The organism is Thermopolyspora sp. NPDC052614, from assembly GCF_040678635.1.
In the GTDB taxonomy this organism is placed as follows: Bacteria; Actinomycetota; Actinomycetes; order Streptosporangiales; family Streptosporangiaceae; genus Thermopolyspora.
The window spans coordinates 255,056-279,539 of sequence record NZ_JBFATZ010000002.1; the positions used below are offsets into that span (position 1 = coordinate 255,056).

Sequence of the window (24,484 nt, forward strand, 5' to 3'; positions counted from 1 at the left end):
TCACCGCGGCATCACAGGGGCATCACAGGGGCATCGCCGCCGTCATCGTCCGACGTGGTCAGCCCCGGTCGGGGGCGGTGATCTCGTCGAGTTCGGCGAGGGCGGCCTCATCCGGGACCCACGCCGCCGCGGCCGCGTTCGCCTTGATCTGCTCGGGGCGGGTGGCGCCGGCGATCACGGACGCGACCGTGGGCTGGGCGAGCAGCCCGCCGATGGCGACGTCGAGCAGGGTCACGCCCTGCCGCCGGGCGAAGTCCTCCAACTTCTCCACCATGTCGAAGCGGGCGTCGGTGAGGTACTCCGGCCGGGCGGCCAGCCGCGCGCCCTGCGGCACCTGCTCGCCACGGCGGTACTTGCCCGTCAGCAGGCCGTTCGCCAGCGGGAAGTACGGCAGCAGGCCGATGCCGTGGTGCTCAAGGGCCGGGATGAGCTCCTGGTCGGCGCTGCGGTCCAGGAGGCTGTACTCGTTCTGCGCGCTGATGAAACGCTCATGGCCCGCGCTGCGCGCGATCCACTCGGCGTCGGTCACCTGCCAGGCGGCGAAGTTGGACGAGCCGATGTAGCGGACCTTGCCCTCGCGTACCAGGTCCGACAGCGCCGAGAGGGTTTCCTCCAGCGGCGTCGACGGGTCGGGCCGGTGCAACTGGTACAGATCAATCCAGTCGGTACGCAGGCGGCGCAGCGAGCGCTCGACCGCCTTGCGGATGTACCGCCGGGAGCCGCGCGCACCCCAGTCGGGGCCGTTCGCCCCGCCGAGGTCGCTGCCGAACTTCGTCGCCAGCACCACCTGGTCACGCCGCCCGGCAAGCACCTCGCCGAGGTAGTCCTCGGACTCGCCGTAGCTGTCGGCGGTGTCGATCAAATTGATGCCGACATCGAGGGCCGCGTCCACCACCGCGCGGGTCGCCTCCACGTCGATACGCCTGCCGAAGTTGTTCGCGCCCAGACCGAGCGTCGATACCACAAGCCCGGAATCGCCCAGCCGCCGATATGTCATGTCGCTCATGTCGCCCGTCCCTCATCGCGGTGATGCGCGGGTCTCCCGGCCTCTTTTCTGCCGGAAAGTTCGGTTTCGCCAATCAAGGCGAGCCTAGTCACCGCGTTCGCACGGCGATCGGGCGGCCTCCCCCGAGAGCCGACCGAACCCGGTACGGCCCTGCCGAACACGGCGGCCGTCCGAAGAGCAGCGGCCGTGCGACGGCCGTCAGGAACGCAGCAGCCGGGCGCCGGGGACGTGCAGCGCGCCCGCCTCCCACCGCACGTCCCGCAGGTCGGGGACGACGACGGCGGCCTCGGTGTCCAGGGCGCGTACGCCGACGCCGACGACGCACGCGGCCCCGGCGGCGTGCCCCGCCTTCACCCCGGCGGCGCTGTCCTCGAACACCACGGTCTCGTGCGGCGGCAGCCCGAGCGCGTCCGCGGCGGCCAGGTACCCCTCCGGCTCCGGCTTGCCCGCCGTGATGTCGTCCGCGGTGATCAGCGTCGGCGGCTCCGGCAGACCGGCGGCCCCGAGACGCGCCCGCGCCAGCCGCGCCGACGCGGAGGTCACCACCGCCCACAGGTCCGCGGGCAGGCCGCGCATCAACGCCCCGGCGCCGGGGATCGCGACCACCCCGGCGGCGTCGTCGATCTCGTACCGCTCGATCTTCTCCACCGAGACGGCGCGCTCGCGGGGATCCTCGATGAACGAGGCGATGGTGTCGGCCGACCGCCGTCCGTGCATGACGGCGAGCACATCGGCCGGTTCCAGGCCGTACTCGACCGCCCACCGCGTCCACACCCGCTCGGCGCTCGCGATCGAGTCGACCAGGACGCCGTCGCAGTCGAAGAGCACCCCACGGCAGGGGATGCGCAGCACCGGCGGATCGACTGGTTCTGACATCACGACTCCATGACCGCCCTCAGGCACGTGTGATCATCACGGACAGCCTCGATGGCCTGTGCGTACGCATCGAGACGGGAACGATGGTCGGCCGCGACGAGATCCTCCACGAAATTCGGCGACGTCGCCGCCGGGACCGGCGACCTCTCCGAGGATCTCATGTCCGGGTACGCGGACGAAAATCGGGCGGCCACTCCGCCTGGCCGACGTGGCGACGATGGTCCGCAGGTCAGGAGGTCTTTCGCCACTAACAGGGACGTTCGGATGACGGGAGGGTGGGAGAGGTTCGCCCCGAAGCGGACCCGACAACGGACGAGAAGGGGAGGACGACGCGATGAAGGCGATGGTTTACCGGGGTCCCGGCGAGCGGTCCTGGGAGGAGGTCGCGGATCCGGCGATCGCGGAGGACACCGACGCGATCGTCGAGGTGACCGCGGTGACGATCTGCGGCACCGACCTGCACATCCTCAAGGGGGACGTGCCGGCGGTGCAGCCCGGGCGGATCCTGGGCCACGAGGCGGTGGGCACCGTGGTGCGGACCGGTGGAGCCGTGCGCACGGTTCGGCCGGGGGACCGTGTGCTCGTCTCCTGCGTGTCCGCGTGCGGCCGGTGCCGGTACTGCAGGACGGGGATGTTCGGGCAGTGCCTGGGCGGCGGCGGATGGATCCTGGGCCACCGCATCGACGGTACGCAGGCCGAGTACGTGCGCGTCCCGTTCGCCGACACCTCCACCTACACGATCCCGGACGGCGTCGCGGACGAGTCCGCGCTCATGCTCGCCGACATCCTGCCCACGTCGTACGAGGTCGGCGTCCTCAACGGCGACGTACGGCCCGGCGGCACCGTGGTGATCGTCGGAGCGGGTCCCATCGGCCTGGCCGCGGTCATGTCGGCCCGGCTGTTCACCCCGAGCCACATCGTCGTCGTGGACCCGGCCGCGCCCCGCCTGGAGGCCGCCAAGCGGTTCGGCGCCGACGTGGTCGTCGGAGCGGGCGACGATCCCGCCGCCGCGGTCGCCGAGCTGACCGGCGGCCTGGGCGCCGACACGGCCATCGAGGCGGTCGGCATCCCCGAGACCTTCGAGCTGTGCACCCGCCTGGTCCGCCCGGGCGGCCGGGTCGCGAACATCGGCGTGCACGGCAGGCCCGCCGTTCTGCACCTGGAGGACCTGTGGATCCGTAATCTGACCATCACCACGGGTCTGGTGGACACCTACTCCACCCCGACCCTGCTGGCGATGGTCGCGGCGGGCCGCCTCGACCCCTCCGCGTTCCTCACCCACCACTTCGCCCTGGCGGACATGGACGCCGCGTACGAGACGTTCGCCAACGCGAAGGACACGGGGGCGCTCAAGGTCGTCCTGTCCAAGGAGCCCGCCTCGGCCTGACCGCGGATCTCTCGCCCGGCGCGCCACGGCGGAGTCGGCTCGTGTCCGGCCTCATCCATCCGCGAAGCCGAAGTCGGCCCCGGGACCATGCGCCCGGGGCCGGATTCGCGCCCGCCCGCTTCGTGAGGCGCTGTGGTATGGATAGATCGTTCGTCGCGAGAGGGAGCCGCCATGCCGCGAATCAGCCCACTCGATTCCGGAGATCCCCGAGAGATCGGCGACTACCGGCTGAAGGGGAGGATCGGTAGTGGCGGCCAAGGAGTGGTCTACCTCGCCGTGGATCCGTCGGGGACCGAGGTGGCGGTGAAACTGCTCACCGCCCACATGCCCGCCGACGGGTCGGCGCGGCGGCGGTTCCACGCCGAGATCGAGGCCATGCGCAGGGTCGCGCCGTTCTGCACCGCCCAGGTCCTGGACGCCGACTTCGACGGCGACCGGCCGTACATCGTGAGCGAGTACGTCGACGGCGCCTCGCTTGAGGCGTACATCGCCGAGCACGGCCCCCGGTCCGGCGGGGCGCTGGACCGGATCGCGGTCGGCACCGCCACGGCGCTGGCCGCCATCCACCACGTCGGCGTGGTCCACCGTGACTTCAAGCCGCAGAACGTGCTGATGGGCCCGGACGGGCTGCGGGTCATCGACTTCGGCATCGCCCGCCTGATCGACGAGTCGGTCACGACCAGCAGGGTCATCGTCGGCACCCCCGCCTACATGGCACCGGAGCTGATCTCCGGAGGCCGGGCGGGGCCCGCGTCGGACATGTTCGGCTGGGCGGCGACCGTGGCGTACGCGGCGACCGGCCGGATCACCTTCGACGCCGACAGCTATCCCGCCGTGCTATGGCGGATCATGAACGGCGAGCCCGACCTGGAGGGACTCACCGGGCTCCTGCGCGATCTCGCCGTGGCCTGCCTGGCCAAGGACCCCGACAAGCGCCCCACGGCGGACGAGGTGCTGCACGCCCTTCGCGGCAGCGCGGCACCGGCCGGGAACGTGCCAAAGGCGCCGCGACCCGCCCCCGGCCCGCCGGTCCCGGCGATCGAGGAACCCGGGCCGGCCGAGCCCCTTCCGCCGGACCAGCCCGCCGCCGAACCGGCCGTCGCCGAACCGGTCGCGCCGCAGCCCCCGGTTTCCGCCGGAGCGGAGCCGCCCACGGGCTGGACCGTACCGGAGGAGCCGGTCGCGGGCTGGACGGTACCGGAGGAGCCGGTTGCGGTACCGGAGGAGCCGGTCGTCGAGGTCGAAGAGCCCGTCGCTCCGACGCCGCCGCCCGGCACGAAGCTGCCGCCCGGCGCGACGCTGCCGTCGGTGACTCCCCTGCTCCGTGACCGGGGCAAGGCCCTGGTGGCGGTCGGGGCGGCGCTCGCGGTCACCGGGATGACCGTCGGCGTCCTGATACTCACCTCGCCTGGCAGGGGAGAGGACTCGACGGCGCGAAGCCCTCTGATCGCCGCGCCGTCCACACCCCTGGGGTCGTCGTCGATCTCGGCAGAGACCTCGAATGGGACCCAGAACGGGACCGCGAGCGAAACCTCGGACAAGACCCCGAGCGAAACCGCGAGCGGAACCCCGGACAAGACCCCGAGCCCGTCCCCGTCGCCCACCCGGACCAAGAAGAAGTCGAAGCCCGCCCCCAACTTCGCCGGCACCTGGACGGGCAGCCTGCGCCGTCTGGCCACCGGCACCGTCGGCCCGGTGATCATCCAGCTTCCGAAGGCCGCCGCAGAGGGCAAGCGCTCGTCCTCGATGGGCTGGGGTGCCGGATACCGCTGCACGGCGACCATCACCCGGATCTCCCGTACGGACAAGCAGATCTCCATGCGGCTCAGCGGTGTCAGTGGCCGCGCCGGATACGCTGGCTGCTTCGGCGGAATCCTCGTGCTGACCGGGCTCAAGGGCGACCGGGCCACCGTCCTGGTTCTTAACGCCGACGGCAGCACCAGGATGGCGGGCTCGGCCCGGCGCTGACCGCGCGGCGGCCAGGCGCGCGCCGGGCGGCGGCGGAGCCGGACGGTGATAAGGCAGGCGTCGTCGTGTCGGACAGGCCGTGGGCGAGCGGTCGATCTCCTCGCGCAGGCGGTCGATGGTGACCGCCGGCCGGTTGACGACGGCGTCGGACGCGTGCGTTGCCTGCCCGGTGGTGCTCCTTGCCGGTGGGTTGCGGGTACGGCGGGGCGGATCCCGGCGTCACCGCGTCAGGTACCGCTCGATGAGCGTGAGGAGACGGTCGGAGTCGACGGGTTTGGTGACGTAGTCGCTCGCCCCGGAGGCGAGGCTCTTCTCCTGGTCGCCCGGCATCGCCTTCGCGGTGACCGCGATGATCGGCAGCTCGGCGTACCGGGGCATCGCGCGGATCGCCTCCATGGCCTCGTAGCCGTCCATCTCCGGCATCATCACGTCCATCACCACCAGATCGACCTCGGGGTGCACGACGAGCGTCTCGATGCCCTTGCGGCCGTTCTCGGCGTGCAGCACCTGCATGCCGTGGATTTCCAGGATGCTGGTGAGCGCGAACAGGTTGCGCATGTCGTCGTCGACGACGAGCATGGTCCGCCCGGTGAGCGATTCGCTCACCTCCCGCGTGGTCGGCTCGGTCACCTGCTGCCGGCGCACCAGCGGCACCACGTCGCCCGGCTGCTCGGCGGTGAGGTGCAGCGCGATGCGCTCGCGCAGTTCGTCCAGGCTCGACAGCATCTCCACCGGGTGCGCGTCCGACTGCAGCGCCTGCTCCTCGACGGGGCTCATCCGCCAGTTGCTGTAGGCGAGCACCGGCACCCCGCCCAGCGCGGCGTCGGCGTCCATCGCCTCAAGCAGCTCGAACCCGGCCCGGCCGGACATGTCGAGGTCGAGCACGATGCAGTGGCAGGGCTGGGCGGCCAGCGTGCACGTCGCCTCCTGCACCCCGCTGGCGGTGAGGATCTCCACCGCCGGGAGCGTCCCCACGTCGCGGCCCGCCAGGTCGGCGATGACGCTCTCGGCGACGAGCGACAGCAGGCCGTGCGCGCGCTCCTCGATGACGAGCAGCCGCCGCGTCGCATCGGGCTGTTCCTCCGGCGGCGGCTGCGCGGCCGGGCCCTCGGTCTCGTCCGGTACGGCCTCGCCGCTCTCGATGCCCACGCCGCTCTTGCCGCCCTCGCCGCTCTCGCCGCCGAGGGCGAGGACGTCGCGGGTCGGCGGGGTGAGGTCGGGCCGGGCGATCGGCAGGTACAGCGTGAAGACGCTGCCCTGCCCGGGCGTGCTCTCCACGGCGATGGCGCCGCCGAGCAGGTGGGCGATCTCCCGGCTGATCGACAGGCCGAGGCCGGTGCCGCCGTACTTGCGGTTGGTGGTGCCGTCGGCCTGCTGGAACGCCTCGAAGATCGCCTCAAGGTGCCGCTCGGAGATGCCGATGCCGCTGTCGATGACGCGCAGCGCGAGCGCCGGGCCGTGCCGCCGCACCGGCGGGGGCACCTCGGCCTCCGGCGCGGGCTCGATGCGCAGTTCCACGCCGCCGGTCTCGGTGAACTTCACCGCGTTCGACAGCAGGTTGCGCAGCACCTGCCGCAGCCGCGAGTCGTCGGTGAGCAACTCGTTCGGCACCCCGGGCGCGGTGGTGACGCGGAAGTCGAGGCTCTTTTGCGTGGTCATCGGCTGGAAGGTCGCCTCGACGTACTCGAGGAGGCGGTGCAGCGGCACCCACTCGGGGTTGAGGTCCATCTTCCCGGCCTCGACCTTCGACAGGTCGAGGATGTCGTTGATGAGCTGCAGCAGGTCCGAGCCCGCCGAGTGGATGATCTCGGCGTACTCCACCTGCTTGGGCGTCAGGTTCCTGGTGTGGTTCTGCGCCAGCAGCTGGGCGAGGATGAGCAGCGAGTTGAGCGGGGTACGCAGCTCGTGGCTCATGTTGGCGAGGAACTCGCTCTTGTACCGGGAGGCGAGCGCGAGCTGCCGGGCGCGGTCCTCCAGCTCCTGGCGCGCCTGCTCGATCTCCAGGTTCTTCGCCTCGATGTCGCGGTTCTGCGCGGCGAGCAGCGCCGCCTTCTCCTCCAGCTCGGCGTTGGAGCGTTGCAGCTCCTCCTGCCGCGTCTGCAGCTCCTCGGAGCGGGCCCGCAGCTCGGCGGCGAGGCGCTGGGACTCCTGCAGCAGCTCGTCGGTACGGGCGTTGGCGACGATCGTGCTGAGGTTGACGCCGATCGTCTCCATCACCTGCTCCAGGAAGGACCGGTGGACGGGCGTGAACGGGGTGATCGAGGCGAGCTCGATCACGCCGAGGACCTGGTCCTCCACGATGATCGGCAGCACGATCAGCGAGACGGGCGTGGTGTCGCCGAGCCCCGAGGTGACCTTGACGTAGCCGGGCGGCACCCGGTCGAGGGAGATCGTGCGCTGCGCGCGGGCGGCCTGGCCGACGAGTCCCTCGCCCATCTGGAAGCGGTCGCGGGAGTCCCCGGCCGGGTAGCCGTACGCGCTGATCAGCCTGAGCCCGAGGTCGTCGTTGAGGAAGAACGCGCCGAACTGCGCCGACACGAGCGGGGCGAGCTCGTTCATCACCAGGTCGGCGACGACGTCGATATCGCGGTGGCCCTGCATGAGGCCGGAGATGCGGGCCAGGTTGCTCTTGAGCCAGTCCTGCTCCTGGTTGGCGCGGGTGGTCTCGCGCAGGGACCCCACCATCGAGTTGATGTTGTCCTTCAGCTCGGCGAGCTCGCCCTTGGCCTCGATCGCGATCGAGCGGGTCAGGTCGCCCTGGGCGACCGCGCTGGTCACCTCGGCGATGGCGCGGACCTGGCGGGTGAGGTTGCCGGCCAGCTCGTTGACGTTCTCGGTGAGCCGCTTCCAGGTGCCGGAGACGCCCTCGACCTCGGCCTGGCCGCCGAGCCGTCCCTCCGAGCCGACCTCGCGGGCGACGCGGGTGACCTCGGCGGCGAAGCTGGACAGCTGCTCGACCATCGTGTTGATGGTGGTCTTCAGCTCCAGGATCTCGCCCCGGGCGTCCACGTCGATCTTGCGGGTGAGGTCGCCCTTCGCGACGGCGGTGGTGACCTGGGCGATCGACCGCACCTGGTTGGTCAGGTTGTCGGCCATCGAGTTGACGTTGTCGGTGAGGTCCTTCCAGGTGCCGGCCACGTTCCGTACGCGGGCCTGGCCGCCGAGCTGGCCCTCGGTGCCGACCTCGCGGGCGACGCGGGTCACCTCGTCGGCGAAGGCGCTCAGCGTGTCCACCATCGTGTTGATGGTCTGGGCGAGCGCGGCGACCTCGCCCTTCGCCTCGACGGTGATCCGCTGTGACAGGTCGCCGCGCGCCACGGCGGTGGCCACCTGGGCGATCGAGCGCACCTGGCCGGTCAGGTTGGAGGCCATGACGTTGACGTTGTCGGTCAGGCCCTTCCAGGTGCCGGAGACGCCGCGCACGGTCGCCTGGCCGCCGAGGTTGCCCTCGGTGCCGACCTCGCGGGCGACGCGGGTGACCTCGTCGGCGAACGCGGAGAGCTGGTCCACCATTGTGTTGATGGTCTCCTTCAACTCCAGGATCTCGCCCCGGGCGTCCACCCGGATCTTCTGCGACAAATCGCCTTTCGCGACCGCCGTCGTCACCTCGGCGATGGAGCGCACCTGGGCGGTGAGGTTGTCGGCCATGACGTTCACCGACTCGGTCAGCGCCTTCCAGGTGCCGGAGACGCCCTTGACGTCCGCCTGGCCGCCGAGCCGTCCGTCGGTGCCGACCTCGCGGGCGACGCGGGTGACCTCGTCGGCGAACGCGGAGAGCTGGTCCACCATCGTGTTGATGGTCTCCTTCAGCTCCAGGATCTCGCCCTTCGCCGACACGGTGATCTTCTGCGACAGGTCACCGCGCGCCACCGCCGTGGCCACCTGGGAGATGTTGCGCACTTGGGAGGTGAGGTTCCCGGCCATGTAGTTCACCGAGTCGGTGAGGTCGCGCCAGGTGCCCGCCACGCCCTTGACGTCCGCCTGGCCGCCGAGCCGCCCCTCGGTGCCGACCTCGCGGGCCACCCGGGTCACCTCGGCGGCGAAGCTGGACAACTGATCGACCATCGTGTTCACGGTGGTCTTCAGCTCCAGGATCTCGCCGCGGGCGTCAACAGTGATCTTCTGGGACAAATCGCCGCGCGCCACCGCCGTCGTCACCTCGGCGATCGAGCGCACCTGGTCGGTGAGGTTGCCCGCCATGGCGTTCACCGACTCGGTCAGGTCCTTCCACGTGCCGGACACGCCCGGCACCTCGGCCTGGCCGCCGAGCCGTCCCTCGGTGCCGACCTCGCGGGCCACCCGGGTCACCTCCGAGGTGAACTGGGACAACTGGTCCACCATGCCGTTGAAGACCGAGGCGATCTCCCCGAGGACGCCGTCGGCGTCGTCCGGGAGCCGGGTGCCGAAGTCGCCGTCCCGCACCGCCGTCAGACCCGCGAGCAGCCGCCGCAACTCCGGCTCGTCGATGCCGCCGTCGCCGTGTGCCGTCCAGCCGCGCCCCTCGGGACGCGAACCACTCGTAACCTTGTCGCTCATGCCTGCCGCTGTCTCAACTTCCGATATCGCAAACGCCAACGGTCACCGGGGGCAAAGTCCCTGGACGTCACCCCACGGGATCTTCGACCGACTCAAGGGGCCTCCGCCGTACGGGGAGGTCGACGAGCCCTACTTCCCCAGCTCAGGGGGGTCCAAGCAGGCGGTTCACCATCGGCTGGAGGACGGCGCGGCAGATTGGGTTCATCGAGCGGGGTCACGTCGCCGGACATGATCGTCCGGCGCGGACGAGGCGGTGGCGGCATGCGGGCTCGACCGGTCGGCAAGCGTTCCGATCCGCTGCTCGCGGGCGGCCTCGGTGAGCACGGTCAGCATCGCCGTCACCGCCGGGAGGCGGAAGGGCGGCGACGGGGTGGCGGCGTACAGGCGGCGGCGGGGAAGCGAAGGACTGGTCGGCCGCAGCACCACACCGGGATGCGTGGGCGTCCGCGCCAGGGTGGGGACGAGCATGATGCCAGAGCCTCCCGCGACCAGGGCCTGCTTGCCGTTCCAGTCCTCGCAGAAGAAGCCGATGCGCGGGTTGCCGCCCAGGGCGTTGGCCAGTTGCGGGATCGGTCCGAGGCAGTCGGGGTGGCCGCCCTCGACCCACACCTCCTCGCGCAGGTCGCACAGCCGTACCCGGGCGTGGCGCGCCAGCGGGTGCCCGGCGGGCAGGGCCACGTGGAACTCCTCGTCCAGGAGCGGGATCAGGTCGAGCCCGTCGAGATCCGCCGGGTCCAAGGGCTCGGGCGCCACGGCGTGCCGGGCGGCGGCCAGGTCGGCGTACAGGCTCCACGCCGTGATCAACGCGAGGTCGACGCGGCCGTTCCGCAGCGCGGCGAGCGGACCCTCGGGGTCGGGTTGCGTGAGGGTCACGCTGACGCCGGGGTGGACGCGGGCGAAGCGATGAATCACCTCCGGCATGAAGGACGTGTTCGCGCTGGAGTGGGCGGACAGGCGCAGGTGCCCGGACTCCAGGCTGGTGAACGTGCCCAGCCGTGCCTCGAGCGCCCGCAGCCGGGCGAGGATGTCCCGTGCCTGGTCGACCGCGATCCGCCCGGCCGCGGTCGGCGTGACCCCGCGGGGGACCCGGCGGAACAGGCTCACGCCCAGTCGCCGCTCCAGGCCGCCGATCTGGCGTGACACCGCGGGCTGGGTCATGGACAGCGCCTCGGCCGCCGCCGAGAACGAGCCCCGCTCCTCCACCTCGACCATCACTCGCAAGGTCCAGGGATCAAGCATGCACCGAGTTTATGGGAATCGAGGAAATCGGCGATTTTGAGCATGTCCGTATGCGATCCGACGGTGGTCCAATTTGATGGCGCCCACCTGCCATGAGGCTTTTCTCTACTTGTCAAGCCGCTGGCATCGGCCGGCATGGCCATGCACATAAGGCATGGGACATATGAGTGACCTGCAGTTGTGCTTATGGATGGTTCTCCGGATGCTGGTTGCAGGGGCTACCGAGGGCCGGACGCCCGGCACGGTTGCCTGCGGCCGGATCCATTCGAAGGTACGGCGAGTACGGCAGCAGGAGAACGACGACCGGCCCCGTGACCCGATCGTCGACGAGTCGCGCGGCCACGGCATGACCGCGTGACCCGACACGCCGGACCCCGGAGAGCCGCCCGGCTCCGTCGCTCAGTCCCACCGACGATCCGACGACATGATCGTGATTGGAGTTCGTCCATGTCCGTCATCCGTATTGTCCGCTTCACCGCCGACCCCGCCGACACCGAACGCCTGCTCACCCGCCGCGCCGAGCTGATCGACGCGGTCAGGGCGGCGTTTCCCGGGCTCACCGAGACGCGACTCGCACGGCTCGGCGACGACAGATGGGTGGACGTGTGGCGCTGGGACTCGGCGGCCAGCGCCCACGCGGCGACTGAGGGCGCTCCCGCCCTTCCGGAAACCGCCGCCGCTTTCGCACTCACCCGCGACGTCACCTCCGAGCAGGCCGAACTCGTGGACGAGCGCTGACGCTTGGCCGTGGTCCGTCCGCCCGGCGATGACGCGTCGTTCTCCGGATCTCAATCAGCGGTACGACCGGCTCGGCACGCGGGACCCCGAAACGCGCGCCGAAAGTGTCGGCAGGGACGGTGAGCGTCCCCGCCATGAATCACTGGGCGAGCGCCGCCTGCCGGTGACCCGGTCCCCGGTGGTGCGGCGTCACCGGGAACCGGGACGATTCCGGGCGGTCAGGCCGCGCCCGCGGTCGGGGTGAAGTGGGCGGCGTCGTCGCCCTCGATGAGGTAGCTCTTCTGACCGTCCACGCCGACGGGGACGTCACCGGCCACCGTCACGCGGTGGAGCTTGCGCGGGAGGTCGCCGTAGTCGTCGGGTGCGTAGTGCTGGGTGATCTGGTTGTCGAAGATCAGCAGGTCGCCCGGCGACCAGCTCCAGCGGAGGATGTTCTCGGGACGGACCACGTACGACTGGAAGATCTGCAGGATGGCCTGGCTCTCCCGTGAGTTCAGCCCCACGATGCTCTGGGCGAACCCGTTGATGAACAGGCCGCGCTCCCCTCTGTCGGGGTGCACCCGCACCACCGGGTGCGCGGTCTTCCACTTCCGCGAGGTGAAGACCTGGTGGTACTCGTCCCCCCTCTGGGTCCTGGCCGGGCGGATGTAGTCGTTGTCGTTGGTGTGCACGGCCCAGAGCCGGTCGGCGAACTCGCGCAGTTCCCTGGGCAGGTCCCGGTACGCGGTGGCGGCGTTGGCGACCAGCGTGTTTCCGCCGTACGGGGGGATCACGAGCGCACGCAGTGTGGTGATCTTCGGGGGAGTGCGGATGAAGGTGACGTCGGTGTGCCAGTGGTTGGACCGGATGCCCTCCTCCCCGTCCACGGAGAGGATCTCCGGCCTGCCCTCGACCGACGGCACGGTGGGATGCGCGCCGGTCAGCGGGCCGAACCGGGAGGCGAAGCCGATCTGGTCGTCATCCGTCAGGTCCTGGCCGCGGAAGCCGAGCACCTTGTGCTCCAGCAGCGCGGCCTTGATCTCGGCGAAGACGCCGTCGGACACGTCGCGCAGGTCGACGCCGACGACCTCGGCGCCGACCCTTCCGCCGATCTTGCGGATGTCGAAACCGGAATCACTGGACATTTCGCTTCTCTCCTTGGGTTCTGATGGTGATGTGGGCACGGACATGTCTCTGGAGGTTCAGTCGGAAATGTCTTCGGCCGCGGAGCGGACCGCCTGACCGACCGTGGCGCGCAGGGCGGCGTACTCGGGCAGGGCGCGCAGCCGGTCGGGTTCCACGCCCGTGCGCGGCAGGCCGACGTCGAGGTCGAGCGCGATTCGGCCCGGGCGCCGGGTGAGCACGACGACCCGGCTGCCCAGGAACACCGCCTCGTCGACGCTGTGGGTGACGAAGACGCAGGTACGGCCGCTCGTCGCGATCACGTGCCGCAGGTCCTCCTGGAGCCGCTCGCGGGTGAGCGCGTCCAGCGCGGCGAACGGCTCGTCGAGCAGCAGCAACCCCTCCTCGCCCGCCAGCGCCCTGGCGATGGCCACGCGTTGCTGCTGACCACCGGAGATCTGCCAGGTCCGCCGCTCGGCGACGTCGTGCAGGCCCACCCGTTCCAGCAGCTCCGGGATCCGTCGGGCCCGCTCGGGCCTCGGGACTCTGGCGTACCGCAGGGCTAGGTCCACGTTGCCGCCCACCGTCTTCCACGGGAACAGCCGGGGCTGCTGGAAGACCACCGCGGCGCCCCTGCCCGGCACCGGCTCCCGGCCGCCGATCCGGACGGTGCCCGCGGTGGGCCGCTCAAACCCGGCGATCAGCCGCAGCAGGGTGCTCTTGCCGCAGCCCGAGGCCCCGACGAGCACCAGGAACGACCCCGCCTCGACGGTGAGGGAGATCGGCCCGAGCGCGGTCACGGCGCCCCGGCCCGTGCCGTAGACGTGCTCGACGTCACGCACGTCCACGGCGGCCGTCACACCGGTGTCCCGGCCTGATCCCGGATCCGACGACCCGGCCGACCGCCCGTCCAAGTGCCGGTCCGACCGTGCGGTGGCGTCAGGACTCGAGGGCACCGGGCAGCCCCTTGTTGTAGATCGCGTTCTGTACGGCGGCCAGGTCGGGCACGGCGTCGATCTTCTGCTGGTCCTTGAGGAACCGCGCGGCGCTGACCAGGTTCTGCGCCAGGCCGCCCGGCTTGCCCGGCGTGCCCAGCCACTCCTCGCCGGCGAGGTCGGCCGGCTTGAGGAACACGCCCTGGCTGAGTTGCCTCTTGGCGTCGGCCGGGCTGAGGTTCAACTCCTTGCCCACCGCCTCGGCGGCGGCGTCGAGGTCCTCCGCGATCAGGTTGAGCGCCCTGGCCTCGACCTTGCGCCAGGCGTCCACGGCCTCGGGGTGCGCCTGGACGAACGCGGTGGACACCACGCCGAGATCCAGCGTCGGCTTGCCGGCCGTGGCGACCTCACGGCTGGTCACCAGCACCTTGCCGGTCTTCCTGACCTCGTCCAGGGTCGGCAGCCAGGTGTACGTGGCGTCGATGTCCCCGCGCGCCCAGGCCGCGACGATGTCCTGAGGCTCCAGGTCCACGAGGGTGACCTCGGACTCCTTGACGCCCGCCCGGTCCAGCACGGCGAGCAGGCTGTAATGGGCCGTGGACGCGAACGGCGTGGCGATCTTCTTGCCGCGCAGCCCCTCGACCGAGGTGACGCCCGAACCGTTCCGCGCGACCAGCGCCTCGTTGTCGCCCGCGACGTCCAGCACGAACGCCACCTGGTACGGGATGTTCAACGGCGCGGAGAGCCCGCGGGCCACGGGACTGGAGCCGATCGCGGCGATGTCGACGCTCCCCGCCACGAACGCGGTGTTGATGCTGGCCCCGGAGTCGAACTTGGTCCACGTGATCTTGTAATCCGGCAGCGCCTCCTCCAGCCAGCCCTTGTTCTTGACGATCAGGTCCCCGCTGGGGAACGCCTGGTAGGCCAGGCGAATGGTCTTGGCCTGCGCGCCGCCGCCCGCACCACCGCCGCCGCCGCCGCTGGCGGTGCCGTTCCCGCACGCCGTGAGGACGGCGGCCGTGGCGACGGCCAGGATCACCGATAACGGGTGGCGCAAACGTGATCGTCGTGACATGGCTGGGTTCCTTTCGTGCCGGGTCGCAGGGGTGTGCGGGTCGTGCGGGTGTGCCGGGGACCTGCTCAGGTGCGGCCACGCCAGGGGATGAGGCGGTTCTCGGCGATGCGCAGGGCGGCGTCGATCAGCAGGCCGGACAGGCCGATGGCGAACAGGCCGAGCACGACCACGTCGGTCTGCAGGTAGCGCTGGGCGTCGCGGACCATCCCGCCGATTCCCGGCACGCCGTTGATGGTCTCGGCGGCCACCACCGAGGAGTACGCCAGCCCGACGGCCAGCCGTACGCCGGTGAAGATCTCCGGAAGGGCGCTGGGGAAGACGACGTCCTTGATGACCTCCCACCGAGAGGCGCCCAGCGCGCGGGCCGCCTCCACCAGTCCTGCGGGCGCGCCGTACACGGCGGCGGCGGTGGCCACCGCGACCGGCGGCAGGGCGGCGACGGTGAGCAGCCACAACTTCGGCGTCTCGTCGATGCCGAACCAGATGATCAGCAGACTGAAGTACGCCAGCGGAGGCAGCGCGCGGACAAAGGTGACCACCGGCTCGGCCACCACACGGATCCACGGCACCATGCCCATGACGACGCCCAGCACGAGTCCGGCCGCGGTGCCCAGCACCGAGCCGATGAGGATGCGCCGCAGGCTGATCCCGAGGTGCTCGGCGAGGTAGTACCCGCTGTAGCCCCGGATGCCGTCGTGGATGGTCGAGGTGAGCACGAGCTGGTCCCACACGGCCTTGGGCGACGGGATGAAGGACGGGTTCCGCGTGGTGACGGCGGCGAGCTGCCAGAGCGCCAGCAGCACCGCGACCGCCGCCACCCGCACCACGATCCGGCGCGTCCCCCGCCGGCCCGGCGTACCGGCCGTGCGTGGGCCGCCCGCCGCGATCGGCTGTCCCGTCCGCCGAACGGCGGTGTCGGGCTGTGTGTACACCAAGGAGGGCTCCTTCGGCGGATTACCTGTATTTCCTACTATATAAGACGGGATTATCCCCGGAAAGCTCTCGGGGCCGCCTCTGTCCCCGGTGTCGCCCATCGCCCGTGCGGATCTCGACGCGGGGCCGCGGGCGGTCGCCCGGCTGCGTACGGGGCGTACCGTCCCCGGGCCTCCTGCCCCCGTCGGCGCTCCTGATCGGCTAGCGTCAGGGTGAATCCGCCCTAATCCGCCATTCGGCCCTGACGCGCCCCGGTTCGCCGTATCGACCAGCGAATTTTCACCACCGGCGGGACACCGTCTTCCGCTCGTGCCTGCCCTGCGAGGCGGAAGTGTGAAACGTACACGTGTAGGGCGGTTCAAGGGAAGTGGCGGCCAGAACCTGATTGGTACCCTCGTGATGTGGCGGGGTCTGTTGCGTTGCGAATGGCGGGCTTCGGCGTCCCTGCTCCGAGATCGTTCCCGACGACCGATTCAGGTGGGACGGCCGGATGCTGAACGTGGGGCGGTCGCAGGAAGAGGTCCGGCAGCACAACCTCGGGACCCTGCTGCGTCATGTGCATCTGGGCGGCGCGATCTCCCGCTCGGAGCTCGCCGACCGCATGGGGCTCAACCGCAGCACGATCATGGCGTTGACGGCCGAGCTGACCTCGGCGGGCCTGGTGCGGGAGGAGCGGCCCAAGGACACCGGCCGGGCGGGGCGGCCGTCGCTGGTGGTGCGGCCGGACCCGCGGGTGTACGTGCTCGCCTTCGACGTCCGCGTGGACCTGCTGGTCGCCGCCCGGGTCGGGCTCGGCGGCGAGATCCTCGACCGCCGTGAGGCGGTACGGCGGCGCGCGGGGGCCGACCTCGACGACGTGGTGGACGTGCTCGCGAGGTTCGGGCGCGAGCTGCGCGGCAAGGCGGGTCCCGGCGCGGTGTGCGCCGGCGTGGGCGCGGCCTACTGCGGGATGATCCGTCCCGGCGACGGCATGGTGCGTTTCGGGCCCAATCTGGGCTGGGTGGACCAGGCGTTCGGCACCGAGCTGGGGTTACGGCTCGGGCTGCCGGTGCTGGTCGGCAACGAGGCCCACCTGGGCGCGGTGGCCGAGCACCAACGCGGCGCGGGCATCGGCTTCCAGAACCTCATCTACCTGCACGGCGACGTCGGCGTCGGCGGCGGGATCATCGTCGGGGGCAAACTGCTCGACGGCGACGGCGGGTACGGGTGCGAACTCGGGCACATGATGGTGAACCCGTACAACGGACGCCCGTGCGGCTGCGGATCGCGGGGCTGCCTGGAGGCGGAGGTCGGCGAGCAGGCCCTGATCGACTCCGCGGGGCGCTCAGGCGAACTGGAGGGCCGCGACGGCTGGTACGAGGTCGTGAAGGCCGCCGACCGCGGCGACGCGGCGGCCCGCGCCGCCTTCCACCGCATCGGCGACTGGCTCGGCATCGGCGTCGCGAACCTGATCAACCTGTTCAATCCCGGCCTGGTCGTCTTCGGCGGCATGCTCCGCGAGGTGTACCCACGCGCCGAGGCCCACGTCCGCGAGCGCATCGCCGCCAACGTCCTGCCGATCTCCCGCCAGGCACGGCTCGACGTCTCGGCCCTCGGCGACGACGCCACCCTCGTCGGAGCCGCCGAACTCGCCTTCTCCCGGCTCCTGGAGAACCCCGTCGAGGCGCTCGCCGAGATGCGCTCCTACCGCCCTCCGTCCCAGGAACTCACCGGCACGACGTGCCGCTCCTGAAAGACACCGGGACCCTGATCCGGACGCTGATGCGAAGGGCGCACGGATCGACACGCGAGACGACCAGCAGACCTCGCTGCGCCACCTCGTTCTTTGGTACGGGCACGAGCGCCCCGACCCGTACGACATCGCCCTCCGAATCGCCATGGAACTCGGCCTTCCGCTCGCCCCGCACGAGAAGGCGGAGTTCAGCAGACCTCGACGTTCTCCAGGACGCCGAGGGCGTCGGGGACGAGCACGGCCGCCGAGTGGTACGTGGTCACCAGGTAAGAGATGATCGCCTTGTCGTTGATACCGGCGAATCGGACCGAAACGCCGGGTTCATGCTCATCGTCCAGCCCGGTACGGCGTAGCCCGACGACGCCCTGCTTCTCCGTGCCGGTGCGCATCACGATGATCGAGCTGCGGCCGTCGGCGGTGATGGGGATCTTGTCGCAGGGCAGGATCGGCACGCCGCGCCACGCCATCACCCGGGTGCCGTCGATCTCGGTGGTGCCCGGGTACAGCCGTCGCTGGGTGCATTGGCGGCCGAAGGCGGCGATGGCCCGGGGATGTGCGAGGAAGTAGTGGGAGCTGCGGCGGCGGGAGAGCAGTTCGTCGAGGTCGTCGGGGGTGGGCGGGCCGGTGCGGGTGTGGATGCGCTGGGAGAGGTCGGCGTTGTGCAGCAGGCCGAATTCGCGGTTGTTGACGAGCTCGTGTTCCTGGCGTTCGCGTAGGGCCTCGATGGTGAGGCGCAGCTGCTGCTGGGTCTGGTTCATGGGCTCGTTGTAGAGGTCGGCGACGCGGGTGTGGACGCGCAGGATCGTCTGGGCGACGCTCAGCTCGTACTCGCGGGGTTCGAGCTCGTAGTCGACGAACGTGCCCGGCAGGACGGCCTCGCCCTGGTGCCCGGCGGCCAGCGCGATCTCCGCCTCGCCGTACCTGTTGACCGGACGCTTGACCGGAGGCCGTGCGGAGAGGCCGGTCAGATGCCGCCGCAGAGCGTCGAACCGGGTGCGGAGCTCGTCGAGGGCGGCGCGGGGGAGCAGCAGGACGATGGCCGAGGTGAGGGTGCGGGCGGACGTCTCGCCGGGGTCGGTGAGGTCGCCGAGGTGGTCGCCGTCGGCGAGGACCCGGACGAGGCCCTCGCCGCCGTACTCCCTGCCGCCCGTCCGGGCGACCTTGCCGTGGGCGATCAGGACCACCTGGGCGGGCGGTATCCGCTGGTCCGGGGCGAGGTTCTGCTGGACGAAGCGGCTCGCCAGGGCGTCCAGGACCCGGTCGTCGCCGAACCCGCGCAGCGACGGCAGTTCGCGCAGTTCGGCGGGGATGACCCTGACCTGGGCGCCGGTGGAGACGAAACTCACCCGCCCGTCGCCCGGCGTCAGGGTCAGGCGCCGGTTCACCCGGTAGGTGCCGTTCACCTCGACCCAGGGCAGCGCCCGCAGCAGATGGCGCGGGGTGATCTCCCGCATCTGCGGCGCGGTCTTGGTCGTGGTCGCGAGCCGCCGGGCGGCGGCCGTGCTCAGGCTCAGCCGGGCGCCCTCGGCGGGAGCAGGGCTCATGCCACCTCCAAGGACGCGGATTCGACGGACGGCTCAGGTTTCGGTGGGCGCGGCCCCGCGGGAAGCACGACGGATGACGGCGTGGCGGGCGACGCTCCCGGCCCGAGCGCGAACGCCGTCGCCAGGAGACGGGCGGTGGCGGTGCCGAGGCCGGTGGGGCCCTGGGTCCAGCGGGCCGCCGGAGGATGGGACAGCTCCTCCTCGACGTAGCGGCGGGTCCGCTGGTGCCAGCGCAGCACCGCGGCCATCCAGTTCTCCAGGTCGGTCACGTACGCGGCGACGGACTCGCGGACGTCGTCGCCGGCCGCGACGCGGTCCAGCAGGGCGGGCAGGTCGGTGGCCGTGATCTGCTCGAACTGCCGCATCCGGGACGTCATCAGCGCGTCGACGATCGCGATCGCCTCATCGGGGCCGCAGTCGAAGAAGTTCTGCATGACCAGGACGGAGTTGTGGAACTCGCCCTCGTACTCGATCTCCTTCTTGTAGGAGAACAGGTCGTTCACCAGGCATCCGTAGTCCTGCGCGGCGTTGGTGATGCCGAGGAATTCCCGGCTCCGCCGCACCTCGGCGGGGATGCACCGGCCTGGGGCCAGCCGGGCCAGCGCCATCGTCATGTCGGAGCCGAAGGTCCTGCGGCGCATCTCGATGTAGTCGACCGGGTCGGGTACCCGGTGGTGCGCGAGACCCGTCAGCTCCCAGGTCCAACTGTCGATCATGTCCTCGACCGCGGCGCGGAACGCCCTGCGCGCCTCCATCGGCAGCGGCCCTGCGGTACGCGGCCACAGGTCGGCCAGGCCGCGTTCGATCGCGTCGCGCGGCAGATCCGGATAGGACGACAGGTCGAGCGGCATGAACGTCTTCAGGCGCCGGTTGGCGAGCTTCGCCCCGGTCAGGTCGCGTGCCGTGCCATAGACCCGGGGGTAGTAGTCGTCGCCGTAGGTGCCCCAGGCCAGCCAGTTCGTCCCGCGGATGAGCTCGTCGGCGGTGGCGTCGGGCGCGATGCCCGACGCGCACAGGGCCAGGTCCATGACGACGAGCTGCCGCCGCGTCCACACGGGGGTCGCGGGCAGGCCGTGCACCGGGTCGAAGAAGCCCATCGCGGCGCACCACTCCACGACGGCGACGCGGGCCCGGTCCAGGTGCGGGTTGTCCCGCACCTGAAAGGGCATGTACGGCTGCGGCGGCCGTACCGAGACCGGCGTGTAGGGGACGTGGGCGTGGTTGCGCAGGCCGCCGGGACCGGTCAGATGGGCGCGCGAGACGTTGAGGCCGAACGCGCCCGCGGAGCCGCGGGTCTTGGTGTAGCGGCTGGACGCGGTGTGCCAGGCGTGGCCGCCGGCCTGCCAGTCCTGCAGCCCCTTGACGTATCGCAGCACGCGTTCCTGCTCGTGCGGCGCGACGCCCTCCTCGGCGAAGAGCGCCGGGAGCTCGCTGAGCGTCGTGTACTCGAACAGGTGCAGGCGCGAGGTGAGCAGATCGTTGGTGATCTCCACCGCCCGGCCGGTGTCGCAGCCGAAGAAGCGCTCGCAGACCAGCACGCAGTTCGACAGCTCGCCCTCCTGGCCCACCTCGCGCTCGTAGGAGAACAGGTCGTTGCGCAGGTGCACGGCGTCGGCGAACGTCTCGGTCAGCACCCGGATCGGGCGGGTCCCGGCGAGCCGGGCGGGCAGCTCCGCCCCGGCCGCGTGCTCGACCAGGGCCGCCGACCAGGGGGCGCCGCCGACCTTGCGGCGCTCCTCGATGTACTCGATCGGGTTGGAGACCGCGCCGCTCTCGATGTGGAACAGCTCCCACATCGACTCCTGCGTCAGGTCCCGCGTCACGTGCCCGAACCGCCGCCGCCACGCGTCCGACATGGCGGGGACGGTGCGCGCCCACAGGTCGGCGAGCCCGCGCTCCACCGGGTTGCCGGGCTCGGGCGGATCGTCGGCCATGAAGGCGTCGAGCCGGTCCAGGTAGTCCTGGGCGCCCGTGATGTCCGGGCTGCGCTTGAAGGTCTCCAGGAAGTGGTCGTCGAAGAAGAACACCCAGACGTACCAGTCGGTGATCAGGTCGAGTTCGTCGGACGTGCAGTCGGGGTGCGTGTAGGCGCACATGAGGCCGTAGTCCATCGCGTCCAGCCGCTGCTCGTCCCAGATGTCCGGGTCGTCGAGCATGCCCATCTCGGCCGCCCACGCCCGGGAGTGGGCGCGGGCGGTCTCCAGGTGGGGGTTGAGCCGCGGCGGGTACGGCAGGTAGAAGTCCGGCAGCCGGTAGTCGGCCATCACAGGACCTCGACGCTTTCCAGGATGCCGAGGGCGTCCGGCACCAGGACGGCGGCCGAGTAGTAGGTGGTCACCAGGTAGGAGATGATCGCCTTATCGTCGATGCCCATGAACCGCACCGACAGGCCCGGCTCGTACTCGTCCACCAGCCCGGTACGGCGCAGCCCCACGACCCCCTGCTCCTCCGCGCCGAGCCGCATCACCATCATCGAGCTGAGACCGCCGTCGGTGATCGGGATCTTGTTGCAGGGCAGGATCGGCACGCCCCGCCACGCGGGCGCCTTCTGCCCGTTGAACTCCACGCTCTCCGGGTAGACGCCGGCGTGGTTGCACTGGCGGGCGAACGCGGCGATGGCCTTGGGGTGGGCGAGGATGACGCCGGGGCGCTTCCACACCGTGGCGAGCAGCTCGTCGAGGTCGTCGGGGGTGGGCGGGCCGGTGCGGGTGTGGATGCGCTGGGAGAGGTCGGCGTTGTAGAGCAGGCCGAACTCGCGGTTGTTGACGAGCTCGTGCTCCTGGCGTTCGCGCAGGGCCTCGATGGTGAGGCGCAACTGCTGCTGGGTCTGGTTCATGGGCTCGTTGTAGAGGTCGGCGACGCGGGTGTGGACGCGCAGGATCGTCTGGGCGACGCTCAGCTCGTACTCGCGGGGTTCGAGCTCGTAGTCGACGAACGTGCCCGGCAGGACGGCCTCGCCCTGGTGCCCGGCGGCCAGCGCGATCTCCGCCTCGCCGTAGGCGTTCGTCGCGTGGTCGGGGTTGGTCTGGTACTCCAGGACGTGCGCCTGCAGGCTCTCCGCCTGGTCGAGCAGCTGCTCGTACGCCTCGCGCGAGAGGGCGAGCACGGTGCAGGCGGTGACCGCCTTCACGGTGAAGCCCCACTGCCCGCCCGCGCCCGTCAGCACCTGCTCGCCCACGTAGTCGCCGTCCGCGAGCACGCCGAGCACCACCTGGTTGCCGTACGCGCCCTCGGCCAGCTTGTCCACCTTGCCGTGCGCGAGCAGGATCAGCTCGTCCAGCGGCGCGCCCGCCTCGACGATCACCTGGCCCGCGCCGTACTCGCGCTGGACGAACAGGTCGGCGAGGTTCGTGAGCACGTCGGCGTCGCCGTAGCCGCGCAGCGCGGGCAGCTCGCACAGCTCGGCGGCGATCACCCGCACCTCGGCGCCGGTGGAGACGAAGGTCACCCGGCCGTCGCCCATCTGGTAGGTGAGCCGCCGGTTCACCCGGTAGACGCCGCCGATGGCCTCGATCCAGGGCAGCACCCGCAGCAGGTGCCGCGAGGTGATCTCCTGCATCTGCGGCGGGGTCTTGGTCGTCGTGGCCAGGTTGCGCGCGGCCCTGGTGCCGAGGCTGAGCCTGCCCTCCTGGGAGTCGTTCGGCGCGCCGTTGGGGGAGGCGGGCAACGTGGTTTCGGTCATGGCGGACACCATCCGTCTGTTATCGGCCGTAGCCGGGTTTATGCGGGCATGGGTGGATAAGGGGGCGTAGGTGGATCAGTGGGTGGATCAGTGGCGCGACGGCTGCGGCTCTCGCGCGGATACGGGTTTCAGCACACTTGAGGGAACTTCACGGCACATCAGGGCACCCCAAGGGCACTTCAGCGCGCTTTAGGGCGTTCAGCGCATTCAGGGCATTACAGGCATTCAGGGCACTTCAGCGCACGCGGTCGGTCAGGTGGCCGGCGAGCAGCGTCAGGGCTTGGCGCGCCTGCGGGGCGATCGGGCAGTCGCGTAACGCGTCGAGCGCCTGCCCGGCCCGGCGCTCGATGAGCGCCTCGACGTGGGCGAGCGCGCCGGTGTCCAGGATGATCTGCCGGAGTTCCGCAGCGACCTGCTCGTCAAGCGCGCTGTTGCCGTACCAGGTGTGCAGCAGTTCGCGCTGGGCGGCGTCGGCCAGGGCGAACGTCCGCGCGATCAACACGGTGTGCTTGCCCTCGCGCAGGTCGTCCACGACCGGCTTGCCGGTCACGGCGGTGTCGCCGAAGACGCCGAGGATGTCGTCGCGGAGCTGGAACGCCTCGCCCAGCGGCAGGCCGAACCGGGAGTACGCGTCCAGCAGCGTGGGCTCGGCTCCGGCGAGCGCGGCGCCGATCTGCAGCGGGCGTTCGACGGTGTACTTGGCGGTCTTGAAGCGGGTCACCGCCATGGCCTCCTCGACGCCCTGGTGGCCGGTCTTGTGCGACAGGATGTCCAGGTACTGCCCGGAGATCACCTCGATGCGCATGCGGTAGAACAGCTCCCTGATCTCGCGCAGGCGCACCCGGTCCGTCTCGATCTCGCCCATCAGCTCGTCGGCCCACGCCTGCGCCAGCACTCCGAGGAGGATGGCCGCGCTGTCGCCGAAGGTCCTTCCGGAGGTCCTGTCGGGTGAGCGCGCCAGGCTGCGGTGGATCGTCGGACGGCCGCGGCGCAGGTCGCTGCCGTCCATGATGTCGTCGTGAATGAGCAGACCGGCGTGGTAGAGCTCCAGGGCCGCGCCCGCGGTGATCGCCGCCTCGTCATGCTCGCCGTCGCCGCCGGCGCCGCGCCAGCCCCAGTAGCAGAGCGTGGGCCTGATGCGCTTGCCGCCGTCCACGACGAACTCCCTGAGCAGCCGATGCCCCTCGGCCACGTCGAGGTCGGCGACGGGAAGGGGATGAGCGTCGAGGAAACGGCCCAGCCGTTCGTCCACCCGCCCCCGCACCCGATCGGTGATCTCGGCGAATGGAGTCCCGACCACCTCAGCCGTCATTCCAGCCTCCCCTCGGTGTGACGTTCCGCACCCGAAAAGATACTCAACCAATACGAGAATTTGAATAGCCGTTCTGTTTGTTGGCGAATTGTCGTTGATGGGGGATTTGATCAAAAGGTGGCGCGGAAACATTCGCCGACGGGATTGCGTCGTCGGCTCACCGGTCCGAGATCATGATTAATCCCTCCGAATCTTCCTCGGTACGCGTTTCGCGCGGGCGACGCGCCGATCCGGACGGGACGCCGCCGCGGAGGCCGGCAGCCCACCGAGGCCGGCCGTTTGGCCGCAGGCCGTGCCAAGGAGTGGTGCCAAGGAGTGGTGCCAAGCAGCCGTGCCGAGGAGCCGTGCCGGGCCTCGTCGTCGGGCGGGCACGCGGTGTCGGCCTGCGGGGCCGAAGGCGTACGATCACTCACCAGGCAA

The 24,484-nt window shown here is 70.9% G+C and carries 17 protein-coding genes; 5 read left to right on the forward strand and 12 right to left on the reverse strand.

The genetic code is table 11. From position 1 onward, the window contains the following. Window positions 1-58: 58 nt before the first annotated feature. Window positions 59-1,006: an aldo/keto reductase gene (locus AB0K60_RS04665; RefSeq protein ID WP_364048582.1), complete on the reverse strand. Its 948-nt coding sequence runs from the start codon at window positions 1,004-1,006 to the stop codon at window positions 59-61. Window positions 1,007-1,204: 198 nt separating this feature from the next. Then, complete coding sequence (locus AB0K60_RS04670) at window positions 1,205-1,882, reverse strand: HAD-IA family hydrolase (RefSeq protein ID WP_364048584.1); 678 nt, start codon at window positions 1,880-1,882, stop codon at window positions 1,205-1,207. A 334-nt stretch (window positions 1,883-2,216) separates the two neighbouring features. On the opposite strand from AB0K60_RS04670, the gene AB0K60_RS04675 reads away from it, so the two are divergent. Together AB0K60_RS04675 and AB0K60_RS04680 are read left to right on the forward strand one after the other, a co-directional pair. Further along, on the forward strand, window positions 2,217-3,269 hold the full coding sequence (locus tag AB0K60_RS04675) for a zinc-dependent alcohol dehydrogenase family protein (protein ID WP_364048586.1): 1,053 nt from the start codon (window positions 2,217-2,219) through the stop codon (window positions 3,267-3,269). Between the two features lie 171 nt (window positions 3,270-3,440). Then, a complete protein-coding gene (locus tag AB0K60_RS04680; RefSeq protein WP_364048588.1) occupies window positions 3,441-5,237 on the forward strand; it encodes a protein kinase in 1,797 nt (598 codons plus the stop codon). A gap of 219 nt (window positions 5,238-5,456) precedes the next feature. On the opposite strand, the gene AB0K60_RS04685 is transcribed toward AB0K60_RS04680, so the two are convergent. Both AB0K60_RS04685 and AB0K60_RS04690 read right to left on the reverse strand, forming a co-directional pair. Continuing rightward, a complete protein-coding gene (locus AB0K60_RS04685) occupies window positions 5,457-9,773 on the reverse strand; it encodes a HAMP domain-containing protein (protein WP_364048590.1) in 4,317 nt (1,438 codons plus the stop codon). 201 nt (window positions 9,774-9,974) lie between these two features. Next, complete coding sequence (locus tag AB0K60_RS04690; RefSeq protein WP_364048592.1) at window positions 9,975-11,012, reverse strand: LysR family transcriptional regulator; 1,038 nt, start codon at window positions 11,010-11,012, stop codon at window positions 9,975-9,977. Window positions 11,013-11,214: 202 nt separating this feature from the next. On the opposite strand from AB0K60_RS04690, the gene AB0K60_RS04695 reads away from it, so the two are divergent. Together AB0K60_RS04695 and AB0K60_RS04700 are read left to right on the forward strand one after the other, a co-directional pair. Next, window positions 11,215-11,370 (forward strand): hypothetical protein, encoded by a 156-nt coding sequence (locus tag AB0K60_RS04695; RefSeq protein ID WP_364048594.1) that lies wholly within the window; start codon window positions 11,215-11,217, stop codon window positions 11,368-11,370. 89 nt (window positions 11,371-11,459) lie between these two features. Next, window positions 11,460-11,750: an antibiotic biosynthesis monooxygenase gene (locus tag AB0K60_RS04700; RefSeq protein WP_364048596.1), complete on the forward strand. Its 291-nt coding sequence runs from the start codon at window positions 11,460-11,462 to the stop codon at window positions 11,748-11,750. Window positions 11,751-11,968: 218 nt separating this feature from the next. On the opposite strand, the gene AB0K60_RS04705 is transcribed toward AB0K60_RS04700, so the two are convergent. From AB0K60_RS04705 to AB0K60_RS04720, 4 genes are all read right to left on the reverse strand, one after another. Continuing rightward, window positions 11,969-12,874, reverse strand: a complete 906-nt coding sequence (locus tag AB0K60_RS04705; protein ID WP_364048598.1) for a TauD/TfdA family dioxygenase — start codon at window positions 12,872-12,874, stop codon at window positions 11,969-11,971. 57 nt (window positions 12,875-12,931) lie between these two features. Continuing rightward, on the reverse strand, window positions 12,932-13,711 hold the full coding sequence (locus AB0K60_RS04710; protein WP_364048600.1) for an ABC transporter ATP-binding protein: 780 nt from the start codon (window positions 13,709-13,711) through the stop codon (window positions 12,932-12,934). A gap of 79 nt (window positions 13,712-13,790) precedes the next feature. Further along, the gene (locus AB0K60_RS04715) at window positions 13,791-14,861 is read right to left on the reverse strand and encodes a glycine betaine ABC transporter substrate-binding protein (protein ID WP_364048602.1); all 1,071 of its coding nucleotides are present in this window, start codon (window positions 14,859-14,861) and stop codon (window positions 13,791-13,793) included. 65 nt (window positions 14,862-14,926) lie between these two features. Beyond that, window positions 14,927-15,793: an ABC transporter permease gene (locus AB0K60_RS04720; RefSeq protein ID WP_364049282.1), complete on the reverse strand. Its 867-nt coding sequence runs from the start codon at window positions 15,791-15,793 to the stop codon at window positions 14,927-14,929. Between the two features lie 491 nt (window positions 15,794-16,284). Here AB0K60_RS04720 and AB0K60_RS04725 point away from each other — a divergent pair, with 491 nt between their 5' ends. After that, on the forward strand, window positions 16,285-17,526 hold the full coding sequence (locus AB0K60_RS04725) for an ROK family transcriptional regulator (RefSeq protein WP_364048604.1): 1,242 nt from the start codon (window positions 16,285-16,287) through the stop codon (window positions 17,524-17,526). Window positions 17,527-17,714: 188 nt separating this feature from the next. Here the strand turns inward: AB0K60_RS04725 and AB0K60_RS04730 are convergent, their stop codons facing one another. From AB0K60_RS04730 to AB0K60_RS04745, 4 genes are all read right to left on the reverse strand, one after another. Beyond that, window positions 17,715-19,070, reverse strand: a complete 1,356-nt coding sequence (locus tag AB0K60_RS04730) for a family 2B encapsulin nanocompartment shell protein (protein ID WP_364048606.1) — start codon at window positions 19,068-19,070, stop codon at window positions 17,715-17,717. Continuing rightward, window positions 19,067-21,334 carry a germacradienol/geosmin synthase gene (locus tag AB0K60_RS04735; RefSeq protein ID WP_364048608.1) on the reverse strand — a complete coding sequence of 756 codons (2,268 nt, stop codon included), beginning with the start codon at window positions 21,332-21,334 and terminating at the stop codon, window positions 19,067-19,069. Before AB0K60_RS04735 ends, AB0K60_RS04730 begins: the two co-directional genes overlap by 4 nt. Next, the gene (locus AB0K60_RS04740; protein WP_364048610.1) at window positions 21,334-22,752 is read right to left on the reverse strand and encodes a family 2B encapsulin nanocompartment shell protein; all 1,419 of its coding nucleotides are present in this window, start codon (window positions 22,750-22,752) and stop codon (window positions 21,334-21,336) included. The genes AB0K60_RS04735 and AB0K60_RS04740 overlap by 1 nt, the downstream gene beginning before the upstream one ends. 235 nt (window positions 22,753-22,987) lie before the next feature. After that, entirely contained in the window at window positions 22,988-24,064 is a 1,077-nt protein-coding gene (locus AB0K60_RS04745) for a polyprenyl synthetase family protein (protein ID WP_364048612.1), read from the reverse strand. Window positions 24,065-24,484: the final 420 nt, after the last annotated feature.

Excerpts from the sequence above, each read along its gene's own strand:
- AB0K60_RS04665 (WP_364048582.1), bottom strand. The coding sequence starts at position 1,006 with ATGAGCGACATGACATATCGGCGGCTGGGCGATTCCGGGCTTGTGGTA.
- AB0K60_RS04670 (WP_364048584.1), bottom strand. The coding sequence starts at position 1,882 with ATGTCAGAACCAGTCGATCCGCCGGTGCTGCGCATCCCCTGCCGTGGG.
- AB0K60_RS04675 (WP_364048586.1), top strand. The coding sequence starts at position 2,217 with ATGAAGGCGATGGTTTACCGGGGTCCCGGCGAGCGGTCCTGGGAGGAG.
- AB0K60_RS04680 (WP_364048588.1), top strand. The coding sequence starts at position 3,441 with ATGCCGCGAATCAGCCCACTCGATTCCGGAGATCCCCGAGAGATCGGC.
- AB0K60_RS04685 (WP_364048590.1), bottom strand. The coding sequence starts at position 9,773 with ATGAGCGACAAGGTTACGAGTGGTTCGCGTCCCGAGGGGCGCGGCTGG.
- AB0K60_RS04690 (WP_364048592.1), bottom strand. The coding sequence starts at position 11,012 with ATGCTTGATCCCTGGACCTTGCGAGTGATGGTCGAGGTGGAGGAGCGG.
- AB0K60_RS04695 (WP_364048594.1), top strand. The coding sequence starts at position 11,215 with ATGCTGGTTGCAGGGGCTACCGAGGGCCGGACGCCCGGCACGGTTGCC.
- AB0K60_RS04700 (WP_364048596.1), top strand. The coding sequence starts at position 11,460 with ATGTCCGTCATCCGTATTGTCCGCTTCACCGCCGACCCCGCCGACACC.
- AB0K60_RS04705 (WP_364048598.1), bottom strand. The coding sequence starts at position 12,874 with ATGTCCAGTGATTCCGGTTTCGACATCCGCAAGATCGGCGGAAGGGTC.
- AB0K60_RS04715 (WP_364048602.1), bottom strand. The coding sequence starts at position 14,861 with ATGTCACGACGATCACGTTTGCGCCACCCGTTATCGGTGATCCTGGCC.
- AB0K60_RS04725 (WP_364048604.1), top strand. The coding sequence starts at position 16,285 with ATGCTGAACGTGGGGCGGTCGCAGGAAGAGGTCCGGCAGCACAACCTC.
- AB0K60_RS04730 (WP_364048606.1), bottom strand. The coding sequence starts at position 19,070 with ATGAGCCCTGCTCCCGCCGAGGGCGCCCGGCTGAGCCTGAGCACGGCC.
- AB0K60_RS04735 (WP_364048608.1), bottom strand. The coding sequence starts at position 21,334 with ATGGCCGACTACCGGCTGCCGGACTTCTACCTGCCGTACCCGCCGCGG.
- AB0K60_RS04740 (WP_364048610.1), bottom strand. The coding sequence starts at position 22,752 with ATGACCGAAACCACGTTGCCCGCCTCCCCCAACGGCGCGCCGAACGAC.
- AB0K60_RS04745 (WP_364048612.1), bottom strand. The coding sequence starts at position 24,064 with ATGACGGCTGAGGTGGTCGGGACTCCATTCGCCGAGATCACCGATCGG.